This window comes from Agromyces sp. NPDC127015, assembly GCF_042725165.1.
Classification (GTDB): domain Bacteria; phylum Actinomycetota; class Actinomycetes; order Actinomycetales; family Microbacteriaceae; genus Agromyces; species Agromyces chromiiresistens.
On sequence record NZ_JBHXDI010000006.1, the window covers coordinates 32,907 to 53,418 of the forward strand.

At 71.9% G+C, this 20,512-nt stretch carries 19 protein-coding genes; 16 read left to right on the forward strand and 3 right to left on the reverse strand.

What is annotated here, in order from left to right; all coding sequences use genetic code 11:
- The first annotated feature begins 76 nt into the window (after positions 1-76).
- The 6 genes from leuC to ACFWGP_RS17595 are packed head-to-tail and all read left to right on the forward strand — an operon-like array spanning position 77 to position 6,407.
- The gene (gene leuC, locus ACFWGP_RS17570; RefSeq protein WP_376931475.1) at positions 77-1,525 is read left to right on the forward strand and encodes a 3-isopropylmalate dehydratase large subunit; all 1,449 of its coding nucleotides are present in this window, start codon (positions 77-79) and stop codon (positions 1,523-1,525) included.
- Entirely contained in the window at positions 1,525-2,145 is a 621-nt protein-coding gene (gene leuD, locus ACFWGP_RS17575; protein WP_376931476.1) for a 3-isopropylmalate dehydratase small subunit, read from the forward strand. The genes leuC and leuD overlap by 1 nt, the downstream gene beginning before the upstream one ends.
- Positions 2,142-3,512, forward strand: coding sequence for a UDP-N-acetylglucosamine 1-carboxyvinyltransferase (murA, locus tag ACFWGP_RS17580; RefSeq protein ID WP_231430712.1), 1,371 nt, complete (start codon positions 2,142-2,144; stop codon positions 3,510-3,512). Before leuD ends, murA begins: the two co-directional genes overlap by 4 nt.
- A gap of 7 nt (positions 3,513-3,519) precedes the next feature.
- Positions 3,520-4,296, forward strand: coding sequence for a lysophospholipid acyltransferase family protein (locus tag ACFWGP_RS17585; protein WP_376931477.1), 777 nt, complete (start codon positions 3,520-3,522; stop codon positions 4,294-4,296).
- Positions 4,286-5,419, forward strand: a complete 1,134-nt coding sequence (locus ACFWGP_RS17590) for an NAD(P)H-dependent glycerol-3-phosphate dehydrogenase (RefSeq protein WP_231430714.1) — start codon at positions 4,286-4,288, stop codon at positions 5,417-5,419. The genes ACFWGP_RS17585 and ACFWGP_RS17590 overlap by 11 nt, the downstream gene beginning before the upstream one ends.
- Positions 5,319-6,407, forward strand: coding sequence for a D-alanine--D-alanine ligase family protein (locus tag ACFWGP_RS17595; RefSeq protein ID WP_231430715.1), 1,089 nt, complete (start codon positions 5,319-5,321; stop codon positions 6,405-6,407). Before ACFWGP_RS17590 ends, ACFWGP_RS17595 begins: the two co-directional genes overlap by 101 nt.
- 28 nt (positions 6,408-6,435) lie before the next feature.
- On the opposite strand, the gene ACFWGP_RS17600 is transcribed toward ACFWGP_RS17595, so the two are convergent.
- Together ACFWGP_RS17600 and ACFWGP_RS17605 are read right to left on the reverse strand one after the other, a co-directional pair.
- Positions 6,436-6,963 carry a DUF3515 domain-containing protein gene (locus ACFWGP_RS17600; RefSeq protein ID WP_376931478.1) on the reverse strand — a complete coding sequence of 176 codons (528 nt, stop codon included), beginning with the start codon at positions 6,961-6,963 and terminating at the stop codon, positions 6,436-6,438.
- Positions 6,964-7,140: 177 nt separating this feature from the next.
- A complete protein-coding gene (locus ACFWGP_RS17605; protein ID WP_376931479.1) occupies positions 7,141-8,817 on the reverse strand; it encodes a substrate-binding domain-containing protein in 1,677 nt (558 codons plus the stop codon).
- A gap of 200 nt (positions 8,818-9,017) precedes the next feature.
- Here ACFWGP_RS17605 and thiL point away from each other — a divergent pair, with 200 nt between their 5' ends.
- Entirely contained in the window at positions 9,018-10,025 is a 1,008-nt protein-coding gene (gene thiL / locus ACFWGP_RS17610; RefSeq protein ID WP_231430718.1) for a thiamine-phosphate kinase, read from the forward strand.
- Here thiL and rsmD read toward each other — a convergent pair.
- Positions 9,995-10,585 (reverse strand): 16S rRNA (guanine(966)-N(2))-methyltransferase RsmD, encoded by a 591-nt coding sequence (gene rsmD, locus ACFWGP_RS17615; protein WP_376931480.1) that lies wholly within the window; start codon positions 10,583-10,585, stop codon positions 9,995-9,997. The genes thiL and rsmD overlap by 31 nt on opposite strands.
- 102 nt (positions 10,586-10,687) lie before the next feature.
- Between rsmD and ACFWGP_RS17620 the strand changes: the two genes are divergently transcribed.
- The 9 genes from ACFWGP_RS17620 (at position 10,688) to rnc (ending at position 20,511) form a co-directional block, all read left to right on the forward strand.
- Positions 10,688-11,518 carry a tetratricopeptide repeat protein gene (locus ACFWGP_RS17620; protein WP_231430720.1) on the forward strand — a complete coding sequence of 277 codons (831 nt, stop codon included), beginning with the start codon at positions 10,688-10,690 and terminating at the stop codon, positions 11,516-11,518.
- Complete coding sequence (locus ACFWGP_RS17625; protein ID WP_231430721.1) at positions 11,515-13,734, forward strand: ATP-dependent DNA helicase RecG; 2,220 nt, start codon at positions 11,515-11,517, stop codon at positions 13,732-13,734. Before ACFWGP_RS17620 ends, ACFWGP_RS17625 begins: the two co-directional genes overlap by 4 nt.
- A gap of 51 nt (positions 13,735-13,785) precedes the next feature.
- A complete protein-coding gene (coaD, locus tag ACFWGP_RS17630) occupies positions 13,786-14,277 on the forward strand; it encodes a pantetheine-phosphate adenylyltransferase (RefSeq protein ID WP_231430722.1) in 492 nt (163 codons plus the stop codon).
- Positions 14,278-14,324: 47 nt separating this feature from the next.
- A complete protein-coding gene (locus tag ACFWGP_RS17635) occupies positions 14,325-15,299 on the forward strand; it encodes a MoxR family ATPase (protein ID WP_231432311.1) in 975 nt (324 codons plus the stop codon).
- A 1-nt stretch (position 15,300) separates the two neighbouring features.
- Positions 15,301-16,665, forward strand: coding sequence for a DUF58 domain-containing protein (locus ACFWGP_RS17640; protein ID WP_231430723.1), 1,365 nt, complete (start codon positions 15,301-15,303; stop codon positions 16,663-16,665).
- Positions 16,652-18,982 (forward strand): transglutaminaseTgpA domain-containing protein, encoded by a 2,331-nt coding sequence (locus ACFWGP_RS17645; RefSeq protein ID WP_376931481.1) that lies wholly within the window; start codon positions 16,652-16,654, stop codon positions 18,980-18,982. The genes ACFWGP_RS17640 and ACFWGP_RS17645 overlap by 14 nt, the downstream gene beginning before the upstream one ends.
- A gap of 11 nt (positions 18,983-18,993) precedes the next feature.
- Positions 18,994-19,563 (forward strand): DUF177 domain-containing protein, encoded by a 570-nt coding sequence (locus ACFWGP_RS17650; protein WP_231430725.1) that lies wholly within the window; start codon positions 18,994-18,996, stop codon positions 19,561-19,563.
- A 2-nt stretch (positions 19,564-19,565) separates the two neighbouring features.
- Positions 19,566-19,769: a 50S ribosomal protein L32 gene (gene rpmF / locus ACFWGP_RS17655; RefSeq protein ID WP_106564619.1), complete on the forward strand. Its 204-nt coding sequence runs from the start codon at positions 19,566-19,568 to the stop codon at positions 19,767-19,769.
- Between the two features lie 76 nt (positions 19,770-19,845).
- Positions 19,846-20,511, forward strand: coding sequence for a ribonuclease III (rnc, locus tag ACFWGP_RS17660; protein WP_376931531.1), 666 nt, complete (start codon positions 19,846-19,848; stop codon positions 20,509-20,511).
- The last annotated feature ends 1 nt before the right edge of the window (position 20,512 follow it).

The window sequence follows — 20,512 nt, forward strand, 5'->3', positions numbered from 1 at the left end:
GGGGCTTCGATCTGAGGCCGTCCCCGTCGCGGAGTCCGTCGTCGGCCGAAACCGATCCTCGAAGGAAGACGAACGAATGAACGCTGCGCACGACGCTGTCGCACGTCCCCGCACCCTGGCCGAGAAGGTCTGGACCGACCACTTGGTCAAGCAGGGCGAAGACGGCACCCCCGACCTCATCTACATCGACCTGCACCTCGTGCACGAGGTCACGAGCCCCCAGGCGTTCGACGGCCTGCGGATGGCCGGGCGCCCGGTGCGCCGCCCCGACCTCACGATCGCGACCGAAGACCACAACACGCCGACGCTCCAGATCGACCGGCCCATCGCCGACCCGACGAGCCGCACGCAGATCGAGACCCTCCGCAGGAACGCGAAGGAGTTCGGCATCCGCCTGCACTCCCTCGGTGACAAGGAGCAGGGCATCGTCCACGTCGTGGGGCCCCAGCTCGGCCTCACGATGCCCGGCATCACGGTCGTCTGCGGCGACTCGCACACGTCGACCCACGGCGCCTTCGGCGCGATGGCGTTCGGCATCGGCACGAGCGAGGTCGAGCACGTGCTCGCCACGCAGACGCTGCCGCTGAAGCCGTTCAAGACCATGGCGATCAACGTCGACGGCGCCCTGCGGCCGGGCGTGACCGCGAAGGACATCATCCTCGCCGTCATCGCGAAGATCGGCACGGGCGGCGGCCAGGGCTACGTGCTCGAGTACCGCGGCTCGGCGATCCGCGAGCTGTCGATGGACGGTCGCATGACGATCTGCAACATGTCGATCGAGGCCGGCGCGCGCGCCGGCATGGTCGCCCCCGACGAGACCACCTTCGCGTACCTGAAGGGTCGCGCGCACGCGCCCGAGGGGGCCGAGTGGGATGCGGCCGTGGAGTACTGGACGACGCTGCCGACCGACGAGGGCGCCGAGTTCGACGCCGAGGTGTTCATCGACGCCGACGCGCTCGAGCCGTTCGTCACCTGGGGCACGAACCCGGGCCAGGGCGTGTCGCTCTCCGAGTCGGTGCCCGATCCCGCCGCCATCGCGGACCAGCACGAGCGGGCGGCCGCCGAGCGCGCGCTCGAGTACATGGACCTCGAGCCGGGCACGCCGCTCAAGGACATCAAGGTCGATGCGGTGTTCATGGGCTCGTGCACGAACAGCCGCATCGAAGACCTGCGCGCGTTCGCGTCGGTCATCGAGGGCAAGCAGAAGGCCGACGGCGTGCGGGTGATGGTCGTGCCCGGCTCAGCACGCGTGCGCCTCGAGGCCGAGGCCGAGGGGCTCGACAAGGTGTTCGAGGCGTTCGGCGCCGAATGGCGCTTCGCCGGCTGCTCGATGTGCCTCGGCATGAACCCCGACCAGCTCGCCCCGGGCGAACGTTGCGCCTCGACCTCGAACCGCAACTTCGAGGGCCGGCAGGGCAAGGGCGGCCGCACGCACCTCGTCTCGCCGCTCGTCGCGGCCGCGACCGCCATCAGGGGCACGCTCTCGAGCCCCTGGGATCTGCAGACCGAAGGGGAGGCCCGCTGATGCAGAAGCTCACGACCGTCACCGGCGTCGCCGTGCCGCTGCGCCGCTCGAACGTCGACACCGACCAGATCATCCCCGCGGTCTTCCTCAAGCGGGTCACGAAGACCGGCTTCGACGACGCGCTGTTCCACGCCTGGCGCCAGGACCCCGAGTTCATCCTCAACCGGCCCGAGTACGCGGGCGCGAAGGTGCTCATCGCCGGCCCCGACTTCGGCACCGGATCGAGCCGAGAGCACGCCGTCTGGGCGTTGCGCGACTACGGTTTCGACGTCGTGATCAGCTCGCGGTTCGGTGACATCTTCCGCGGCAACTCGGGCAAGCAGGGCCTGCTCGCCGCACAGGTCGCCTACGAGGACATCGAGCGCCTGTGGGCGGTCGTCGAAGCCGACCCGGGAATAGCGGTGACCGTCGATCTCGTTGCACGAACGGTGAGCGCGGGCGCGCTCACCGTGCCGTTCGACATCGACGACTACACTCGGTGGAGGCTTCTGGAGGGCCTGGACGACATCGGCCTCACCCTCCGGGACGAAGCGGCCATCGCCGAGTTCGAGACACATCGAGCGGCATGGCGGCCCAAGACGCTCCCCATCAGGGAGCCGGCGGAATCAGGGAGTCTGTGAACACACTCGGGCAGGATGCCAAGAACCATGGAACGGCAGTCGGGTTGAACGTCGACAAGATCACGATCAACGGAGGCAAGCCGCTCCGCGGCAGGATCGAGCTGAAGGGCGCCAAGAACCTCGTCACGAAGGCGATGGTGGCGGCGATCCTCGGCGACACCCCGAGCGTGTTGAAGAACGTGCCGAACATCAGCGACGTGCGCATCGTGCGGGGGCTGCTCGAGGTGCACGGCGTGAGCGTCACGCACGGCATCGAGGAGGGCGAGCTCATCCTCGACCCGTCGGGCGTCGCCACCGCGCACATGGCCGACATCGATGCCCACGCGGGCTCGAGCCGGATCCCGATCCTGTTCTGCGGACCGCTCCTGCATCGCCTCGGCGAGGCGTTCATCCCCGATCTCGGCGGCTGCCGCATCGGCGACCGGCCGATCGACTACCACCTCGAGGTGCTGCGCAACTTCGGTGCCATCGTCGAGAAGCTGCCGAGCGGCATCCGCATGTCGGCGCCCGGCGGCCTCCACGGCGCCAAGGTGTCGCTGCCGTACCCGAGCGTCGGCGCGACCGAGCAGGTCCTGCTCACCGCCGTCCTCGCCGACGGCATCACCGAACTCTCGGGTGCCGCGATCGAGCCCGAGATCATGGATCTCATCAACATCCTGCAGAAGATGGGCGCGATCATCACGGTCGACACCGACCGCGTCATCCGCATCGAGGGCGTCGACAAGCTCGACGGCTACACGCACCGCGCGCTCTTCGACCGCAACGAGGCCGCGAGCTGGGCGGCCGCGGCACTCGCGACCGACGGCGACATCTTCGTCGGCGGTGCCCGACAGGCCGAGATGCTCACGTTCCTCAACGTCTTCCGCAAGGTCGGCGGCGCCTTCGAGATCGAGGAGGAGGGCATCCGCTTCTACCACCCCGGTGGCGAGCTGAAGCCCGTGATCATCGAGACCGACGTGCACCCCGGCTTCATGACCGACTGGCAGCAGCCGCTCGTCGTCGCCCTCGCGAAGGCCAAGGGCGTCTCGATCGTGCACGAGACGGTCTACGAGCAGCGTTTCGGCTTCGTCGACGCCCTCGTCGAGATGGGCGCGTCGATCGAGGTGCACAAGGAGTGCCTCGGCGGTCGGCCCTGCCGCTTCGGCCAGCGCAACTTCAAGCACTCCGCGGTCATCTCCGGCCCGGCGACCCTCACCGGCGCCGACATCGAGGTGCCCGACCTGCGCGGCGGTTTCAGCCACCTGATCGCGGCACTCACGGCCGAAGGGCGTTCGACGGTCTCGAACGTCGGCATCATCGCCCGCGGGTACGAGGACTTCATCACGAAGCTCGAGCTGCTCGGGGCGGATTTCGAACTCGAAGGATAATAGGGGCGTGCCACACGACACCTCCGAGGCGATCACCCCTGCCAAACCGCGGTCCGAGACCCGTCGACCGTCGTTCTTCTGGGTGCTCGCCGTCCTCATCCTGCCGATCATCAACCTCGGCATGCGCTTCCGGTTCCACCATCGAGAGCGCATGCCCGCTTCGGGTGCGTTCGTGCTCGCGCCGAACCACTACAGCGAGATCGACCCCGTCGTGATGGGCGCCGCGAGCTGGAAGCTCGGTCGCGCGCCGCGGTTCCTCGCGAAGGCGTCGCTCTTCAAGAACCCCGTGCTCGGCTGGTTCCTGCGCACCTCGGGCCAGATCCCGGTCGAACGAACCGGAAGCAACGGCCACCAGGCGCTGCGTGCCGCCGAGGAGCTCGTCGAGAAGGGCCGGATGGTCATCGTCTACCCCGAGGGCTCGCTCACCCGCGACCCCGACCTCTGGCCCATGCGCGGCAAGACCGGCGCGGTGCGCATCGCACTCGAGCGAGGCATCCCGATCGTGCCGGCCGCCCACTGGGGCACCCAGGCCGTGCTGCCCCGCTACGGCAAGAGGATCAGCCTGTTCCCTCGCAAGACGATCGACGTCATCATCGGCGAGCCCTTCGACCTCAGCGCCTACCGCGACAAGCCCATCGACCAGGCGATGCTCGTGAAGGCGACCGGCGAGCTCATGGACGCGATCGCCGAGCTCCTCGCCGAGGTGCGCGGCGAGCCCGCACCCGCCGAGCGCTGGAACCCGGCCGCCCACGGCCAGAAGGAGACGGGGCGCCTTGAAGAGTAGACAGAAGCCGCCGCACGGCACTCGTGTGGCCGTGCTGGGCGCCGGCAGCTGGGGCACGACCTTCGCGAAGATCCTCGCCGACGGCGGTGCCGACGTCGTCCTGTGGGCCCGGCGGCCCGAGATGGCCCGCGAGATCCAGGAGGCGAAGCGCAACAGCGACTACCTCCCGGGTGTCAATCTGCCGCTGAACCTCCGTGCGACGAGCCGGCTCGACCTCGCCCTCGCCGGGGCCGAGCAGGTGTTCGTGTCGGTGCCCAGCCAGTCGCTGCGCGACAACCTGAAGACGATCGCGCCGCACCTGCACGCCGAGGCGAAGGTCGTCTCGCTCATGAAGGGCGTCGAGAAGTCGACGGGCCTTCGCATGAGCGAGGTCATCGCCGAGGTGCTGCACATCGACGAATCGCAGATCGCCGTCATCTCGGGCCCCAACCTCGCGCTCGAGATCGCGAAGGAGCAGCCGACGGCCGCCGTCGTGTCGTCGACGAGCCTCGAGACCGCGCAGGCCGTCGCCAGCGTCGCGCGCAACCGCTACTTCCACTCGTTCGTCAACACCGACGTCATCGGCACCGAGTTCGGCGGCGTGCTGAAGAACCTCATCGCCGTGGCGATCGGCATCGTCGACGGCGCCGGCTACGGCGACAACACGAAAGCGTCGATCATCACGCGCGGCCTCGTCGAGATGAGCGACTTCGCCGTCGCCTTCGGCGCCCACCCCGAGACGCTGTCGGGCCTCGCCGGACTCGGCGACCTCATCGCGACGAGCCAGTCGCCCCTCTCGCGCAACAACACGGCCGGGCGGTTGCTCGGCCAGGGCTACCACCTCAACGACGTGGTCAACCGCATGCAGCAGACGACCGAGGGCCTCGCCTCGGTCGGGCCGATCCTCGAACTCGCGCGGGCGAAGGGCGTGGAGATGCCCATCGTCGAGCAGGTGCGACAGGTGCTCGCGGGCACCCTCGACCCCAAGGACATCGCGCCGCACCTCACGACCGACGACGAGCCGCAGGGCGAAAGGACGAAAGATGGACAAGCTCACGGTGGTTCTGCTGTTCGGCGGGCGCTCAAGCGAGCATTCGATCAGCTGCGCCACGGCGGGCGGGGTGCTGGGGGCGATCGACCGTAGCCGGTTCGAGGTGATCCCCGTCGGGATCACGCGCGACGGCGCCTACGTGCTCGAGGCCGACGACCCGGCGCGATTCGCGCTCGATCCGGCCCACCTGCCCGAGGTCGTCGACAACGGCACCCGGGTGCGTTGGCCCGAGTCGGCCTCGTCGCGCGAGCTCACCGTGTCGGATGCCTCGGGCACGCGCTCGCTCGGCGACGTCGACGTGGTCTTCCCGATCCTGCACGGCCGGTTCGGCGAGGACGGCACCGTCCAGGGCCTCCTCGAGCTCGTCGGCCTGCCCTACGTCGGCAACGGCGTGCTCGCCTCGTCGCTCGGCATGGACAAGCACTTCACGAAGACGGTGCTCGAGGGTGCCGGCATCCCCGTCGCGCCGTGGGTGACCGTGACGCGCGCGGCGATCGACCGCGACCCCGAGCTGTGGCATCGCCGGGTGCACAGCCTCGGCCTCCCGGTGTTCGTGAAGCCGGCCCGGGCCGGCTCGTCGGTCGGTGTCACGAAGGTCGACGACTGGGCGAAGCTGCACGAGGCCCTGGACGTGGCGTTCGCCGAGGACGGCACCGTGCTCGTCGAGTCGGGCGTCGTCGGCCGTGAGATCGAGTGCGCCGTCCTCGAGGGGCGCGACGGAACGCCGCAGGTCAGCGTCGCCGGCGAGATCGTCGTGACCGGGCGGGAGTTCTACGACTTCGAGGCGAAGTACCTGGACGCGCCGGGCGTCGAACTCGTCTGCCCGGCCGACCTCGGCGACGGCGAGCTGTTCGAGCTGCAGCGCGTCGCGCGTCGCGCCTTCGAGGCGATCGGCGGCCAGGGCCTCGCCCGCGTCGACGTCTTCCTCACCGGCGAGGGGTTCGTCGTCAACGAGATCAACACCATGCCGGGGTTCACGCCGATCTCGATGTTCCCGACGTGCTGGCTGAACTCGGGCCTCAGCTATCCCGAGCTCATCACCGAGCTCATCGAGGTCGGGCACGCGACCGGTGCCCGGTAGCACGCGAAGTGCGGCCCCCGGTTCCGGCTCAGCCGTCGGTGCCGGGCGCGGTGGTCGCGTCGTCAACCGACGTGCACTCGGTCTCCGAGGGGATGACCGAGACGGCGGATGAGAGTTCGGTGATGGCCGTGGTGCCCGAGACGACGTCGTTGTCCACGAGCACCTCGACCGCCGGGGTGCGCCCGTAGGTGGTGAAGCGGTAGTTCGGGGCGTCGGTCTCGTCGATGATCCAGTCGACGCCGTTGACGGTGACGCAACGGTCGGTCGTCGGCCCGGGAGGCTCGACGCCGCAGCGCAGCAGCACCGAGGCGGGGGAGCCCCAAGCGCCCGTGCCCTGGGCGTTCGTCTCGCGCTCGGCCTGCTCCTCGCCGGTGCCTTTCGCGAGCACGTCGGGCAGGCGTACGACGACGGCCGCGCAGTCGGGCGAGCTCGCCTCGTCGGCGGGGTCGATCGGCACGGGCTGGCTGCAGGCGGTGAGCGAGATCGCGAGCGCGGCGGAGCAGGCGGCGACGAGGGGCAGGCGGGCGCGACGCAGACGCGCGTTCGGGTGGTCCATCCCCTTCAGGTTAGCCGCGCGCGGCCCACCGCGCCCGACGGCGGTCGCCCGTCGCCCGTCGCCCGTCGCCGGGCGCCCGACGACGGTCGCGAGCGTGGCCGTTCGAGCCGAGCGTCGCCCATCGCACGGCAACACCCGGTCGGAACGGCAACATTCGATGGGTTCGACGTGCGTGACTCAGCAGTTCGGACGGCAGGCCCGCTGCGAGAGGGCGTCGGTGAGCACGGTGCTCAGGTCCTGCGGCTTCGCGGCCGAATAGGCGGCGCCGCCCGTCGCCTTCGCGATCGCTCGCATGGCCTTCACGTCGGTGTCGGGCCCGATGCCGACCATGACCACGGGCACGGGCTTCGACGGGTCGTCGAGCTGCTTCAGCTTCTCGAGCAGCGTCTCGAGCGAGATGCCGTGCTCGTCCTCGTTGCGGCCGTCGGTGAGCAGCAGCACGGAGTTCACGCGATCGGCGTCGTAGGTCGAGCGCACCTGCGCGACGGCCGCGAGCACCGTGTCGTAGAGCCCGGTCGCCCCGCCGAGCCGGCCCGGGAGGGACGCGATCGCGCTGTTGATGCGCGCCCGATGGTCGTCGGTGCCGAGACTGTCGATCGGGACGAGCGGCTCCCAGTCGCGATCGCCCGCGCGCGCGGTCGAGAAGATCCACATCCCGAGGTCGACGTCGCCCGAGAACTGCGAGAGCGTCTTGGCGGCGGCCTGGGTGAGCAGGTCGATGCGGCGGAGGCCCGTGACCGTCGGCTCCTCCATCGAACCGGAGACGTCGATGACGCCGAGGATGCGGGAGCGAAGGCTCAGCACGCCCCAGGTGCGCAGGATCGCGACCTGCGCGCCGGCGGCGGCCGAGTCGACCGGCACGGCGTCGACGAGCACGCCCTCCTGTTCGAGCTCGCCCGAGCCGGTACCGTCGCGGAACCCGTCGGCGGCGAACGCGTCCTTCGCCGACCAGAGGGCGAGCTTCAGCGCGTCGAGCTCGCGCGCGTGCAACGCCCGGGCTCTGGCGTCGGCGCTCTCGTCGGTCTCGGCGTCGGCGGCGGGCAGGTTCTTCGCGAGCTCCGATTCGTCGAGCACCCGGAGGAACGGGTAGCTGAGCGCGAGCGTGCCGTCGGCGGGGTAGAGGGCGACGAGCGGGGTCGAGCCGCCCTCCCGGTTGTGGCGGGCGATCTGCTGCTCGCTCGCGATCACGACGGTGCCGTCGGCGGCGCCGTCGAGGGCGGCGAACGCGTCGTCGATCGAGGACGGCATCGTGTCGTTGAGCTCGATCATCGCCTGCTGGAACTGGCGGGTCGTCCCGATGTCGACCCGGCGTTCCATCGCCTGCAGTGCGCTGAGGCTGGCCGACGAGGCCTCGGGGTCGGGCAGCAGCGCCGAGAACGCGTCGTTGAGCAGGCCGTTCCAGCTGAGGTCCTCCCCGTCGACCGCGTCGGGCCGGTCCGCGCGTGCGGCGAACACGACCGGGCTCGAAGCGATCGATCGCTCGAGGGCGAGATCCGGCACCGGGCGGCCGAGCGACCGGGCGGTGCTCGACATCCGCACGAGCCAGACGGGGGAGTCGGGGATCCAGGCGTCGACGTCGGAGGCGTTGCCCGAGGCGAGCATGGCGGCCGTGTCGGCCGAAGCCTGCGCGACCACCTCGGTGCGCGAGCACGAGTCCTCGGCTGCGTCGTAGTCGGCCGCGATCGCCTTGACGGTCGATGCGATCGCCGGGTCCGCCGCGACGGTCAGCTCCACCGGCTCGGTGCAGGGGATCTCGGGGTGCAGCCAACGATCGAACTGGCCGCCGGCCCAGGCGACGCCGGCGCCGCCGACGAGCGCGACGACGGTCGCGGCGGCGGACAGTCCGATGATCACCCGGCGGCGACGGCGGCGGCCCGCTGTTCGTGCTGCTCTCTCGCTCCGACGGCTCACGCGTGCTCCATTGCAGGGGCGGTGAGCGGGGTGGACTCACCGCATTCGGGTCTCGTACCGTACCCACCGTACGTCAGCGAGGCGGGGTTCGTAAGGACCCATTACACACCATTCGCGAGTCCGGCGCTCGTTACGCTGGACGGATGCCCGACTCGACCGCCTCCGCGACCAACGACGACCGCCCGATCGGCGAACTCGGCGAACAGGCCGTGCTGGCGCGGATCCTTCCGCGGCTCGACCCCGGCGACTCGGCGCTCCTCGGCGCCGGCGACGATGCGGCGGTCGTCGCCGCGGCCGACGGGCGGTTCGTCGTCACGTGCGACCTCATGGTGCACGGCCCCGACTTCAGGCTCGCGTGGTCGAGGCCCTTCGAGCTCGGCTGGAAGGCCGCTGCGACGAACCTCACCGACATCGCCGCGATGGGCGCCCGGCCCACGGCGCTCGTCGTCGCGATCGCCGCCCCGAACGACCTGTCGGTGAGCGTGCTCGAAGGCATCGCCGACGGACTGCGGGAGGGCCTCGCGACGCTCGCCCCGGGCTGCGGGGTCGTCGGCGGCGATCTGTCGGCCTCGAAGGTGCTCACGATCTCCGTGACGGCGTTCGGCGACCTCGAGGGCCGCGCGCCGGTCACACGCTCGGGCGCGCGGGTCGGCGACGTCGTCGCGCACGCAGGCGCGCGCGGTGCCGCGGCACGCGGGCTCGCACTGCTCTTCGCCGAGGGGGTGGATGCCTCGGGCCGGCCCGACCCCGGGCGCACCGCCGCGCTGCGCGACCGGCACGGGGAGCTCATCGCGGCGCAGCTTGCTCCGAGCCCACCCGTCGGGGCGGGCCGCGACGCGGCCATCGCCGGCGCGACCGCGATGCTCGACGTCTCCGACGGGCTCGCGCGGGACGCCCGCCGGCTCGCCGAGGCGAGCGGGGTGGGTCTCGACTTCGAGCGGAAGGCGCTCGGCCCCGACGTGCGCCTCGCGCTCGCGGGCGCGGAGGACCACGGCCTGCTCGCGACCTTCCCGCCGGGCGCCGCACTGCCGGCGCCGTTCCAGGCGATCGGTCGGGTGGTCGACGCCCCCGGTGCCATCCTGCTCGACGGCGGCCCGGTCGACGCCGACGGCTGGGACCCCTACTCGGGCTGGGACGGCGCGGCGGGCTGAACGGCGTCGGCCCACCACAGGGTCGTCTCGCCGTAATCGCGCCGGCGGGAGGCTTCGATGCCCGTGGGCCAGGTCGGCTCGGGCGAGCGGCTGCTGCGCTCGACCACCACGATCGCGTCCTCTGCGAGCAACGGCGCGAGCAGTTCCAAGTCTCTCGCCAAGGCGGGTTCGCCGAGGTCGTACGGGGGGTCGATGAAGACGAGATCGAATCCCGCCGCCGCGCCCTCGAGGTAGGCGGCGACGGCTCGTTGCACCACCCGCACGCGGGCGCCGGCGCCCCGGGCCGCGCGACGCACCGCGTCGGCATTGCGCCGGCAGATCTCGGCCGCGGCCGACGCGCGCTCGACGAGCACGACCTCGCCCGCGCCGCGGCTCGCCGACTCGAGCCCGAGGGCTCCGGATCCGGCGTACAGGTCGAGCACGCGCGCGCCGTCGATCGCGTCGCGCGATTCGAGCGCCGAGAAGATCGCCTCGCGCACGCGGTCGCTCGTCGGGCGGGTGCCCGAGCGGGGCACCTGCAACGTGAGCGAACCGGCGGATCCGGCGATGATTCGGGTCATGACTCCGGCAGCCTATCGGCGGCGGCGCGGCGGTGCCACGAGGCCGGCGACGCATGACCTTCCGGCACGGCGATGTCGGCCCGGCACTGCCATGATGGGAGTGTGCCTGCCCCGATTGATGAAGAGACCGGCTCGACCGACCGCGTACCCGCCGAACCGTCCCGGCATCGAGGGGGCGAGCAGCAGCTGCTCGACCGCCTCTGGGACTTCTCCGATCCCGAGGCGAGTGCCGAGCGCTTCCGCGCGGCCGCGGCCGACGAGGGGAGCCCGGCGCACACCCGCGCGGTCATGACCACGCAGCTCGCCCGAGCGCTCGGCATTCTCGGCCGCGGCGACGAGGCGCTCGCCCTGCTCGACGAGGTCGCCGCCCTCGGCCCCGTGGCCGGTGAACCCGAGGCGTACGCGGCCGAGCTGCGAGCGAGGGTGGCGATCGAGCGGGGCCGGCTCGCGGCATCCCATCATCGCCCTGCCGACGCCGTGCCCGACCTGACCCGCGGCGTCCGCGAGGCCGCCGTCGCCGGATCGCCGTTCCTCGTGCTCGACGCGCTGCACATGCTCGCCCTGAACGACGCCGGTCACGAGGAGGAGTGGGCGACGGAGGGCTTCGACGTGCTCGACGGCTCGCGCGACCCGCGGGTGCTGCGCTGGGGCGTCGCGCTCCACAACAACCTCGGCTGGACCCTGCACGACTCGGGTCGGCTGACCGGTGCGCTCATGCACTTCGAGCAGGCCGTCGAGGCCGCCGACGCGTACGGCACCCCCGAGCAGCGCCATGTCGCGCGCTGGTCGGTCGGTCGCTGCCTGCGCAGCCTCGGCCGGCACGACGAGGCGCTCGAGCTGCAGCGCGCGCTCGCGGCGGAGCGGCCCGACGATCCCTACGTCAAGGCCGAGCTCGCGGCGCTGACGGAGGCGGAGCCTACGATCGAGGCATGACGGCGCGACCTGCTGAGACCGAGGGCGGGGCTCCGGCCGTGCCCGGCAGCCTCACCCTCGACTCGAAGCTGTCGGGCGCCCTCGGCGGTCGCACGGCACAGGCGGTCGAGCGCGCCTTCGGCTACACGACGGTCGGCGAGATGCTCGCCCACTACCCGCGGCGCTACGCGCTCCGCGGTGAGCTCACGGCGCTCGCCTCGCTCCCGCTCGACGAGAACGTGACGATCGTCGCCGAGGTGCTCGAGGTGCGCGTGCGCGAGATGCGCCAGCGTCGCGGCTCGATCGTCGAGGCGAAGATCTCCGACGGCACCGGGGTGCTGACGCTCACCTTCTTCAACCAGCGCTGGCGCGAGAACGACCTGCGTCCGGGCCGGCGGGGCATCTTCGCGGGCAAGGTGGGCGACTACAAGGGCAACCGGCAGCTCGCGCATCCCGACTACGAGCTCTTCGACGACCTCGCACCCGTCGACGTCGGCGACGCGGCCGCGAAGCGCTGGGCCGAGTCGCCAATCCCGATCTATCCCGCGACCTCGACGCTCGCGAGCTGGCAGCTCGCCAAGGCGATCGGCGTGCTGCTCGACGGGCTGGGCGCCGTCGACGATCCCCTCCCGTCGTCGGTGCGCGAGGGGCGGGGGCTCCTCGCGCACCGCGAGGCGCTCGAACGCGTGCACCGGCCCGAGCACGAGTCGGAGTGGAAGGCCGCCCGGCGCACGCTCCGGTTCACCGAGGCCTTCGTGCTGCAGACGGCGCTCCTCGAACGGCGTGCCGCGCTCCGCACGACGCGGGCCCTGGCCCGGCGCCCGACCGCCGGCGGACTGCTCGAGCGATTCGACGCTGCGCTGCCGTTCGCGCTCACGGGCGACCAGGTGCAGGTCGGCGACGAGATCGCGCGCGACCTCGGCGAACCCGTGCCGATGAACCGACTCGTGCAGGGCGAGGTCGGCTCGGGCAAGACGCTCGTCGCGTTGCGGGCGATGCTCGCCGTCGCCGATTCGGGCGGGCAGTCGGCACTGCTCGCGCCGACGGAGGTGCTCGCCGCGCAGCATCTGCGTTCGATCGTGAAGATGCTGGGCCCCGAGCTCGCCGCGGAGCTGATCCCGACCCTGATCACCGGGCAGCTGCCGGCCGCCGAACGCAAGCGGGCGCTGCTGCGGGCCGCCGCCGGCCAGTCGCGACTCGTCGTCGGCACGCACGCGCTCATCGGCGATCGGGTGTCGTTCGCCGACCTCGGGCTCGTCGTCGTCGACGAGCAGCACCGCTTCGGCGTCGAGCAGCGCGAGGCGCTGCGCCTCAAGGGCGCCGAACCGCCGCACGTGCTCGTGCTCACCGCGACGCCGATCCCGCGCACGGTGGCGATGACGGTGTTCGGCGACCTCGACGTCTCGACGATCGCCGAGCTGCCCGCGGGCCGCGCCGGCATCGAATCGCAGGTGGTGCCGCTCGCGATCCGTCCCGCCTGGCGGCCGCGGGTATGGGAGCGGCTCGCCGAGGAGGTCGCCCTCGGGCGCCAGGGATTCGTCGTGTGCCCGGCCATCGAGGCTCGCGTCGCCGAAGACGACGGCGAGCCCGTCGAGGCGGACGGCGAGGGCGAGACCGCCGGACCGGTCGCATCCGTCGCCTCGGTCCTCGCGGAGCTCGAGGCGAACCCGCGCTTCGCCGACCTGCGGGTCGCCCCGCTGCACGGGCGGATGAGCGCCGACGAGAAAGACCGCACGATGCGCGCCTTCGCGGCGGGCGAGCTCGACGTGCTCGTCTCGACCACCGTCATCGAGGTCGGCGTCGACGTGCCGAACGCGAGTGTCATGGTCGTCGTCGACGCCGACCGCTTCGGCGTCTCCCAGCTCCACCAGCTCCGCGGCCGGGTCGGCCGCGGGGCGGTCCCGGGGCTCTGCCTGCTCGTCACGCAGGCGGTGCCCGGCTCGCTCGCCCTGCAGCGCGTCGAGGCGGTCGCCGCGACGCTCGACGGCTTCGAACTCGCCCGCGTCGACCTCGAGCTGCGACGCGAGGGCGACGTGCTGGGCGCCACGCAGTCGGGCGGTCGCTCGTCGCTGAAGCTCCTCCGCGTCGTGCGCGACGGCGACGTCATCGCCGACGCCCGCGCCGAGGCCGAGCTGCTGCTCGGGTCCGACCCCGGGCTCGCCGACCATCGGGCGCTCGCGGCCGCCGTGCGGCGCCGGCTCGACGACGAGGCGAGCGGGTACCTGAGCAAGGGCTGAGACTCTCGGCCCGACGCCGCGGGGCTCCGCAGAGACACTACGCTGTTGCGTATGCAGCGGATCGCCGTCGTCCCAGGATCGTTCGACCCCGTCACGCGCGGCCACCTCGACGTGATCGCCCGGGCGGCGGGCCTCTACGACGAGCTGCACGTGGTCGTGGTGCACAACCCCGACAAGTCGGCGCTGCTGCCCATCGCCCAGCGCGTCTCGCTCATCGAGCAGTCGATCGCCGACGCGGGCATCCAGGGGCGCATCGTCGTCGCCTCGTGGAGCATGGGGCTGCTCGTCGACTACTGCACCGACGTCGGCGCGACCGTGCTCGTGAAGGGCATCCGCTCGCAGGTCGACGTGGCCTACGAGACGCCGATGGCGATCGTGAACCGGCACCTCGCCGGCGTCGAGACCGTGTTCCTGCTGCCCGACCCGGCGAATGCGCACGTGTCGAGCTCGCTCGTCAGGCAGGTGGCGGCGCTCGGGGGCGATGTCGCGCCCTACGTGCCGACGGTCGTCGCCGACTACCTCGAGACGGCGATGACGCCATGAGCGAGGCGGTCGCGGTGACGGGCGGGCCCGGGGCCGGCTCCTCGATCATGGGCATCGACGAGGTGGGCGCACTCGCCGCCGGGATCGTCGCGAACGTCGAGACCGTGATCGCCGGCAAGCGCGACGCCGTGACCGCGTCGCTCACCGTGCTGCTGGCCGAAGGGCACCTCCTCATCGAAGACGTGCCCGGCGTCGGCAAGACCATGCTCGCCAAGGCGCTCGCCCGCTCGGTCGACGCGACCGTCAGCCGCATCCAGTTCACTCCCGACCTGCTGCCGAGCGACGTGACCGGGGTCTCGGTGTTCGACCAGTCGAGCCGTCGGTTCGAGTTCAAGCGGGGGCCGGTGTTCGCGAACCTCGTCATCGGCGACGAGATCAACCGCGCGAGCCCGAAGACGCAGTCGGCGCTGCTCGAGTGCATGGAGGAGCGCCAGGTCACGGCCGACGGCACGACGTATCGGCTCGATGCGCCGTTCACCGTCGTCGCCACGCAGAACCCGGTCGAGATGGAGGGCACGTATCCGCTGCCCGAGGCCCAGCGCGACCGCTTCATGGCCCGCATCTCGATGGGCTACCCGGCATCGGCCGACGAGCTCGCGATGCTCTCGACGCGCGAGACGAAGAGCCCGCTCGACGACCTCTCCGCCGTCGTCTCGCTCGAGGAGCTGCGATCGATGATCGAGGCGGTGCAGCACGTCTTCACGTCGCAGCCGGTCAAGGAGTACGCGGTCGATCTCGCCCGTGCGACCCGTGACGATCGTCAGCTCCGGCTGGGTGCCAGCCCGCGCGCAACGCTGCAGCTCGTGCGGGCGGCGAAGGCGCATGCCGCGATGCACGGCCGCGACTTCGTGCTGCCCGACGACATCGACGCGCTCGCCGTTCCGGTGCTCGCGCACCGGCTGGTGCCGACGAGTCGCGCCCTCGGCGCGCACGACCGCGACGCGGGTCCGCTCATCGACGCCATCGTCCGACGCATCGTGGGGGAGACGCCGGTTCCGGTCGGCAGCGCACGAAGGAACTGAGATGCAGCGCCTGCGCCCTCCTCGCTTCGCCGCCTGGCCGCGGCTGACCCGGCGTGGCGGTGCGCTGCTCTTCGTCGGCGTCGTGCTGCTCGCGGTCTCGCTGTGGTTCGACCTGCGCGACATCATGCTGCTCGCGTTCGTCGGCATCGCAATGCCCGGCGTCGCGGCCCTCTTCGTGGCGCTGCGCGCGCCGAAGCTCGGCGTCACGCGCACGTTCACCCCGCCCGTGGTCAGCGCCGGGTCGGGCGCGAGCGTGGCGATCACGGTGCGGAACCGTGCACGGCGCACCTTCGACGGCGCCCACTGGCGCGATCGCGTTCCCGAGGGGCTCGATGCGCCGCCCGAGGCGGTGCTGCCCGCGATCGGTCCGTACGAGGGCGTGCTGCCGTCGGGCGACGACACGGTGCACCTGGAGTACCGGCTCCGCCTCCCGCGGCGTGGCGTGTACGGCATCGGCCCGCTCCGCGTCGGCGTCTTCGACCCGTTCGCCCTCGCGCGCATCGATCGCGACGCCGGAGCACGCCACGAGGTCGTCGTCACCCCCCGGGTGACGCCGCTCGAACGGGCGCTCGGTTCGGCCGCCAGTGTCGACGGGGTGCTGCACGGCCTGCAGCGGCGCACGCACCCGAACTCCGACGAGCTCATCGCACGGGAGTACCGCTACGGCGATCCGATGCGCCGCGTCAACTGGGCGGCGACCGCCCGTCGCGGCGAGCTCATGGTGCGCGAGGAGGAGCAGCGGGGGGATCCCGAGGTCCGCATCCTGGTCGACACCACCCTCGCCGGCCGGCCGCGCACCGGCGCGTTCGCCCACGGGAACGCAGAGCACGGGCACGCCGGCTTCGAACTCGGCGTCGAGGTCGTGGCCTCGATCGGCGTCCACCTGCTCGAGCGGGGATTCCGAGTGCGCTGCGATCCGGTCGCCGACCCGGCGCGCGGGTCGATCGCGACGGCGAACTCGAGCGGCCCGTACCACATGCCCGGCGGCGACCGGCTGCTGCTCGAAGACCTCGCGCGCCTCGAGGTCGCGAATCGCGACGACGCAGCCGACCGTGCGCCGCGAGGTGGGGGAGACCGCGGCGAAGCGCGCGCCCGGGAGGCCAGGATGCCGGGGTTCGCGGTGCTCGTCGAGCCCGACGAGCGCGACGCCGCGGGGCTCGTGGGGCTCCGGCAGACGATCGAGCCCGCGATCGCCTTCGTCGCGGAGACGGTGTCGCATCGCGTCGTCGAGGCGCTCGAGGAGGCCGACTGGCGCGTCGTCCGAGTGCGTCGGCCCGCCTCGATCGGCGACGCGTGGGCGGGCATCGCACTGCGTGCCGACGTCGGGGCGCCGGGAGACGGGGGCGAGCGCGATGCATCCCGATGACCGCCCGCTGAGCCGCGCGCAGCGCCTCGCGCTGACGGCAGCATCGTTCCTGCTCGTCGCGGTCGCCTCGATGGCGCTCGGCCCCCTCATCTCCGGCAGCGGCTGGTGGTGGCTCGGCGCCTTCATCGCGGCCGGCACGATGTTCGGCGGTTCCGGGCTGCGCGCCCTCCGCGTGCCCGGCTCGCTCGTACCGCTCGGCGAACTCGTGATCCTGCTGCTGCTGCTCACCCTCGTCTTCGGCGGGGGGACGAGCTTCGCGCTCATCGTGCCGACCGCCGACACCTTCCCGCTGTTCGGCGACCTCTTCGACGGCGCGCAGCGCACGATCCAGCAGCAGGCGGTGCCGGCGATCGCCGTGCCCGCCCTGTCGTTCGTCCTCGCGCTCGGCGTCGGGGTGCTCGCCATCTGCGTCGACGTGCTCGTGCAGACCGTGCGCATGCCGGCGCTCGCCGCGGCGCCCGCACTGGTGCCCATCCTCATCCCCGGCTTCATCATCGAGTCCGGCGCCGAGGTGTGGGCACTCGTCTTCTCGGCGGCGGCCTACCTGCTGCTGCTCCGCGTCGACGTGCGGGTCCGTCGGCGCGCGAACCTCGCGGGCGGCGACGACGACGAGCGAGCCGCGACGGTGGTGCCGCCGGCGCGCGTGCCCGCCGCCTCGGGCCTCGCCACGACGCTCGGCCTGACGACCGTCGGCATCCTCGTCGCGACCGTCCTCGCCGCCTCCACGCCGAGCATCTCGACGAGCCTGCTGCTCGGCACCGGATCCCAGGGCGCGATCTTCGGTCGCGGGGTGACCCCGTTCATCGATCTCGGGCGCGACCTGCGCAGGCCCGAGCCGCGACCCGCCTTCCACTACTTCGCCCGCGACAACGACCGCCCCTACTTCACCCTGCTCACGCTCGACCGGTTCGAGGGCGCCGCGTGGGGCGTCACCGAGTCGCCCGTCGATGCCGACAACACGGTGGACGCGCTGCCGTTGCCCGATGGCCTCGACGGCGAGGTGGAGGCGAAGGAGCACCCGATCGACATCGTCGTCGACGAGGTGCGCACCACCTGGCTCCCGCTGCCGTACCCGACGCGCAGCGTCGAGGGGCTGAGCGGCTCCTGGTTCTGGGATCCGGGCGCGCTCACCGTGCGCAGCGTCGACACGGACACCGGCGGTCAGCGGTACCGGGCGACCTGGCTCGACCGGCAGCCCACGCCCGCGCAGTTGCGCTCGGCCCGCCCCACCGGGGGCGACGACCTCGCCCCGTACCTCGCACTGCCCGACGATGTGCCGTCGATCATCTCCGAGACCGCCGACACGGTGACGGCCGCCGAGGCGACCCCGTACGACGCCGCCGTCGCGATCCAGTCGTACCTGCGCTCCGACCGGTTCGAGTACTCGACCGAGGCGCCGGTCGAAGAGGGCTACGACGGCGGCGGATTCGAGGTGATCGCGAAGTTCCTGGAGAACAAGTCGGGGTACTGCGTGCACTTCGCCTCGACGATGGCGGTGCTCGCCCGCGAGGCGGGGATCCCGTCGCGCATCTCGGTCGGCTACACGCAGGGCACCGCGACCCAGGAGCGGGTGGGCGGTGTGCAGCGCATCGAGGTCGACTCGCACGACCTGCACGCCTGGCCCGAGCTGTACTTCGAGGGCGTCGGCTGGGTGCCGTTCGAACCCACGCCCGGCCGGGGCAGCGTGCCGGACTACTCGCGCCCCGGTGCAGGCGAAGCGGCGGAGACCCCCACCCCGACGCCGGGTGCGTCGAGCGGCGCGCCGAGCGGGCGACCCGAGCTCGATCCCGACCGCGGCCTCGGTGCGTCGGCCGGCGGTTCGGTCGGCGTCGACGGGTGGTGGTGGCGCGGCGGCATCGTCGTGCTCCTCGCGGTCGTGGTCCTCATCGCACCGGCCGTGCTGCGCGCCGCTCAGCGCTCAGGCCGGTTGCGCCGGATCCGGCGCGGCGAACGACCCGCGGATGCCGCGTGGGACGAGCTCGTCGCGAGCGCACGCGACCTGGGGGTGCGACTCGATGCGACCGCCACCCCGCGCGGCGCCGCAGTGGCGCTCGCCGAGCGCGAGGGCTTCCGTGAGCCCGCGGCGGCCGCGGCGCTCCTCGTGCTGCGCGACGCCGTCGAACTCGAGCGATACGGTCCCGGGCGGCACGCCGACGAGGCATCCGTCGCACGTCTGGCAGGGGCGCTGTCGACGGCGCGTGCCGCGCTCGCGGTCGGCGAACCGCTCGCGGGACGTTACCGCGCGGTGCTCGTGCCGCGTTCGCTCGTCGACCGGGTCCGCCCGGCGTTCGGCGAACGCACTGCCACCGGCGCGTAGAATCGTCGATCGTGGCCATCAAGCAGTCCCCTTTCAGCGTGAACGTGCGCGACCTCGTCAACCGTCCCGGCGAGATGCGCGAAGCGTTCATCACCGTGCCCGCGCCCGAGCAGTTCGGCGAGGGGCTCGTCGCCGTCGCCGCCGGTTCGGAGGTCGAGCTCGACGTCCGGCTGGAGTCGGTGCACGAGGGCATCCTCGTCACCGCCGAGGTCGACGCGACCGCCGAGGGCGAGTGCGGTCGCTGCCTGACCGACATCGCGCTGCCCGTCCGAGTCGAGTTCCAAGAACTCTTCGGGTATCATGGCGGGGAAGCAATCGAGTATGAGGTTCAAGACGACCACGTGGATCTTGAACCACTCATCCGAGATGCGGTGGTGCTGGCACTGCCGTTCCAGCCGGTGTGCCGACCGGATTGCCCGGGTCTCGACCCAGAGACCGGGCTCCGACTGGCCGATCATCCGGAACTCGTCACCCCTGAGCACAGCGATCCTCGCTGGGCCGCGCTCGCGGGGTTCCAGGCTTCCGAAGACAACGGTCCGGATGCGTCATCCGGCGCCGATCAGCAGAGAGAAGAGAGATAGTCATGGCGGTTCCCAAGCGGAAGCAGTCACGCGCCAACACCCACGCGCGCCGTTCGCAGTGGAAGGCCGAGGTCCCCACGCTCGTCAAGACCGTCGAGAACGGCAAGGTCACCTACAGCCTTCCGCACCGCGCGAAGGTCGTCGAGGACTCGGCGGGCACCCCGCTCTTCCTCGAGTACAAGGGCCGCAAGGTCGCCGACGTCTAGTCGGCCCGAGACGCACCGACGACCGGTCGTGACGCGAACGGAGCGCACGGGTAGCGAGAATCGCACGCTCGACGAACTGCAGCAGACGCTGCAGATCGAGATCGATCCCGCCCTGCTCCAACTCGCGCTCACGCACCGGTCGTTCGCGTACGAGAACGGCGGCATCCCGACGAACGAGCGCCTCGAGTTCCTCGGTGACTCGATCCTCGGGCAGGCCGTCACGGTCAAGCTCTTCCGCGACCATCCCGACCTCGACGAGGGCGAGCTCGCGAAGCGCCGCGCCAGCCTGGTGTCGAGTGTCGCACTGGCCGAGGTCGGTCGTGCGATCGGCGTCGGTCGGTACATCCGGCTCGGCCGCGGCGAGACCCTCACCGGGGGAGCCGACAAGCCGTCGATCCTCGCCGACACGGTCGAGGCGATCATCGGCGCCGTCTACCTCGACGCCGGCGGCGACATCGCGACCGGTCTCGTGCTGCGCCTCATCACGCCGCTCATGCAGGACCCCGAGCGATTCGGCGCGGCGATGGACCCGAAGACGAGCCTGCAGGAGATCGCGGCGCGGCGCAGCGCCCCTGCACCCGCGTACTCGGTGGCCGAATCCGGCCCCGACCACAACAAGCACTTCGTCGCGACCGTGACGGTCGGCGAGCTCGTGCAGGCGTCGGGCGAGGGATCGAGCAAGAAGCAGGCCGAGATGGCCGCGGCGCTCGAGGCGTGGACCCTGCTCAACGGCGCGAACTGAA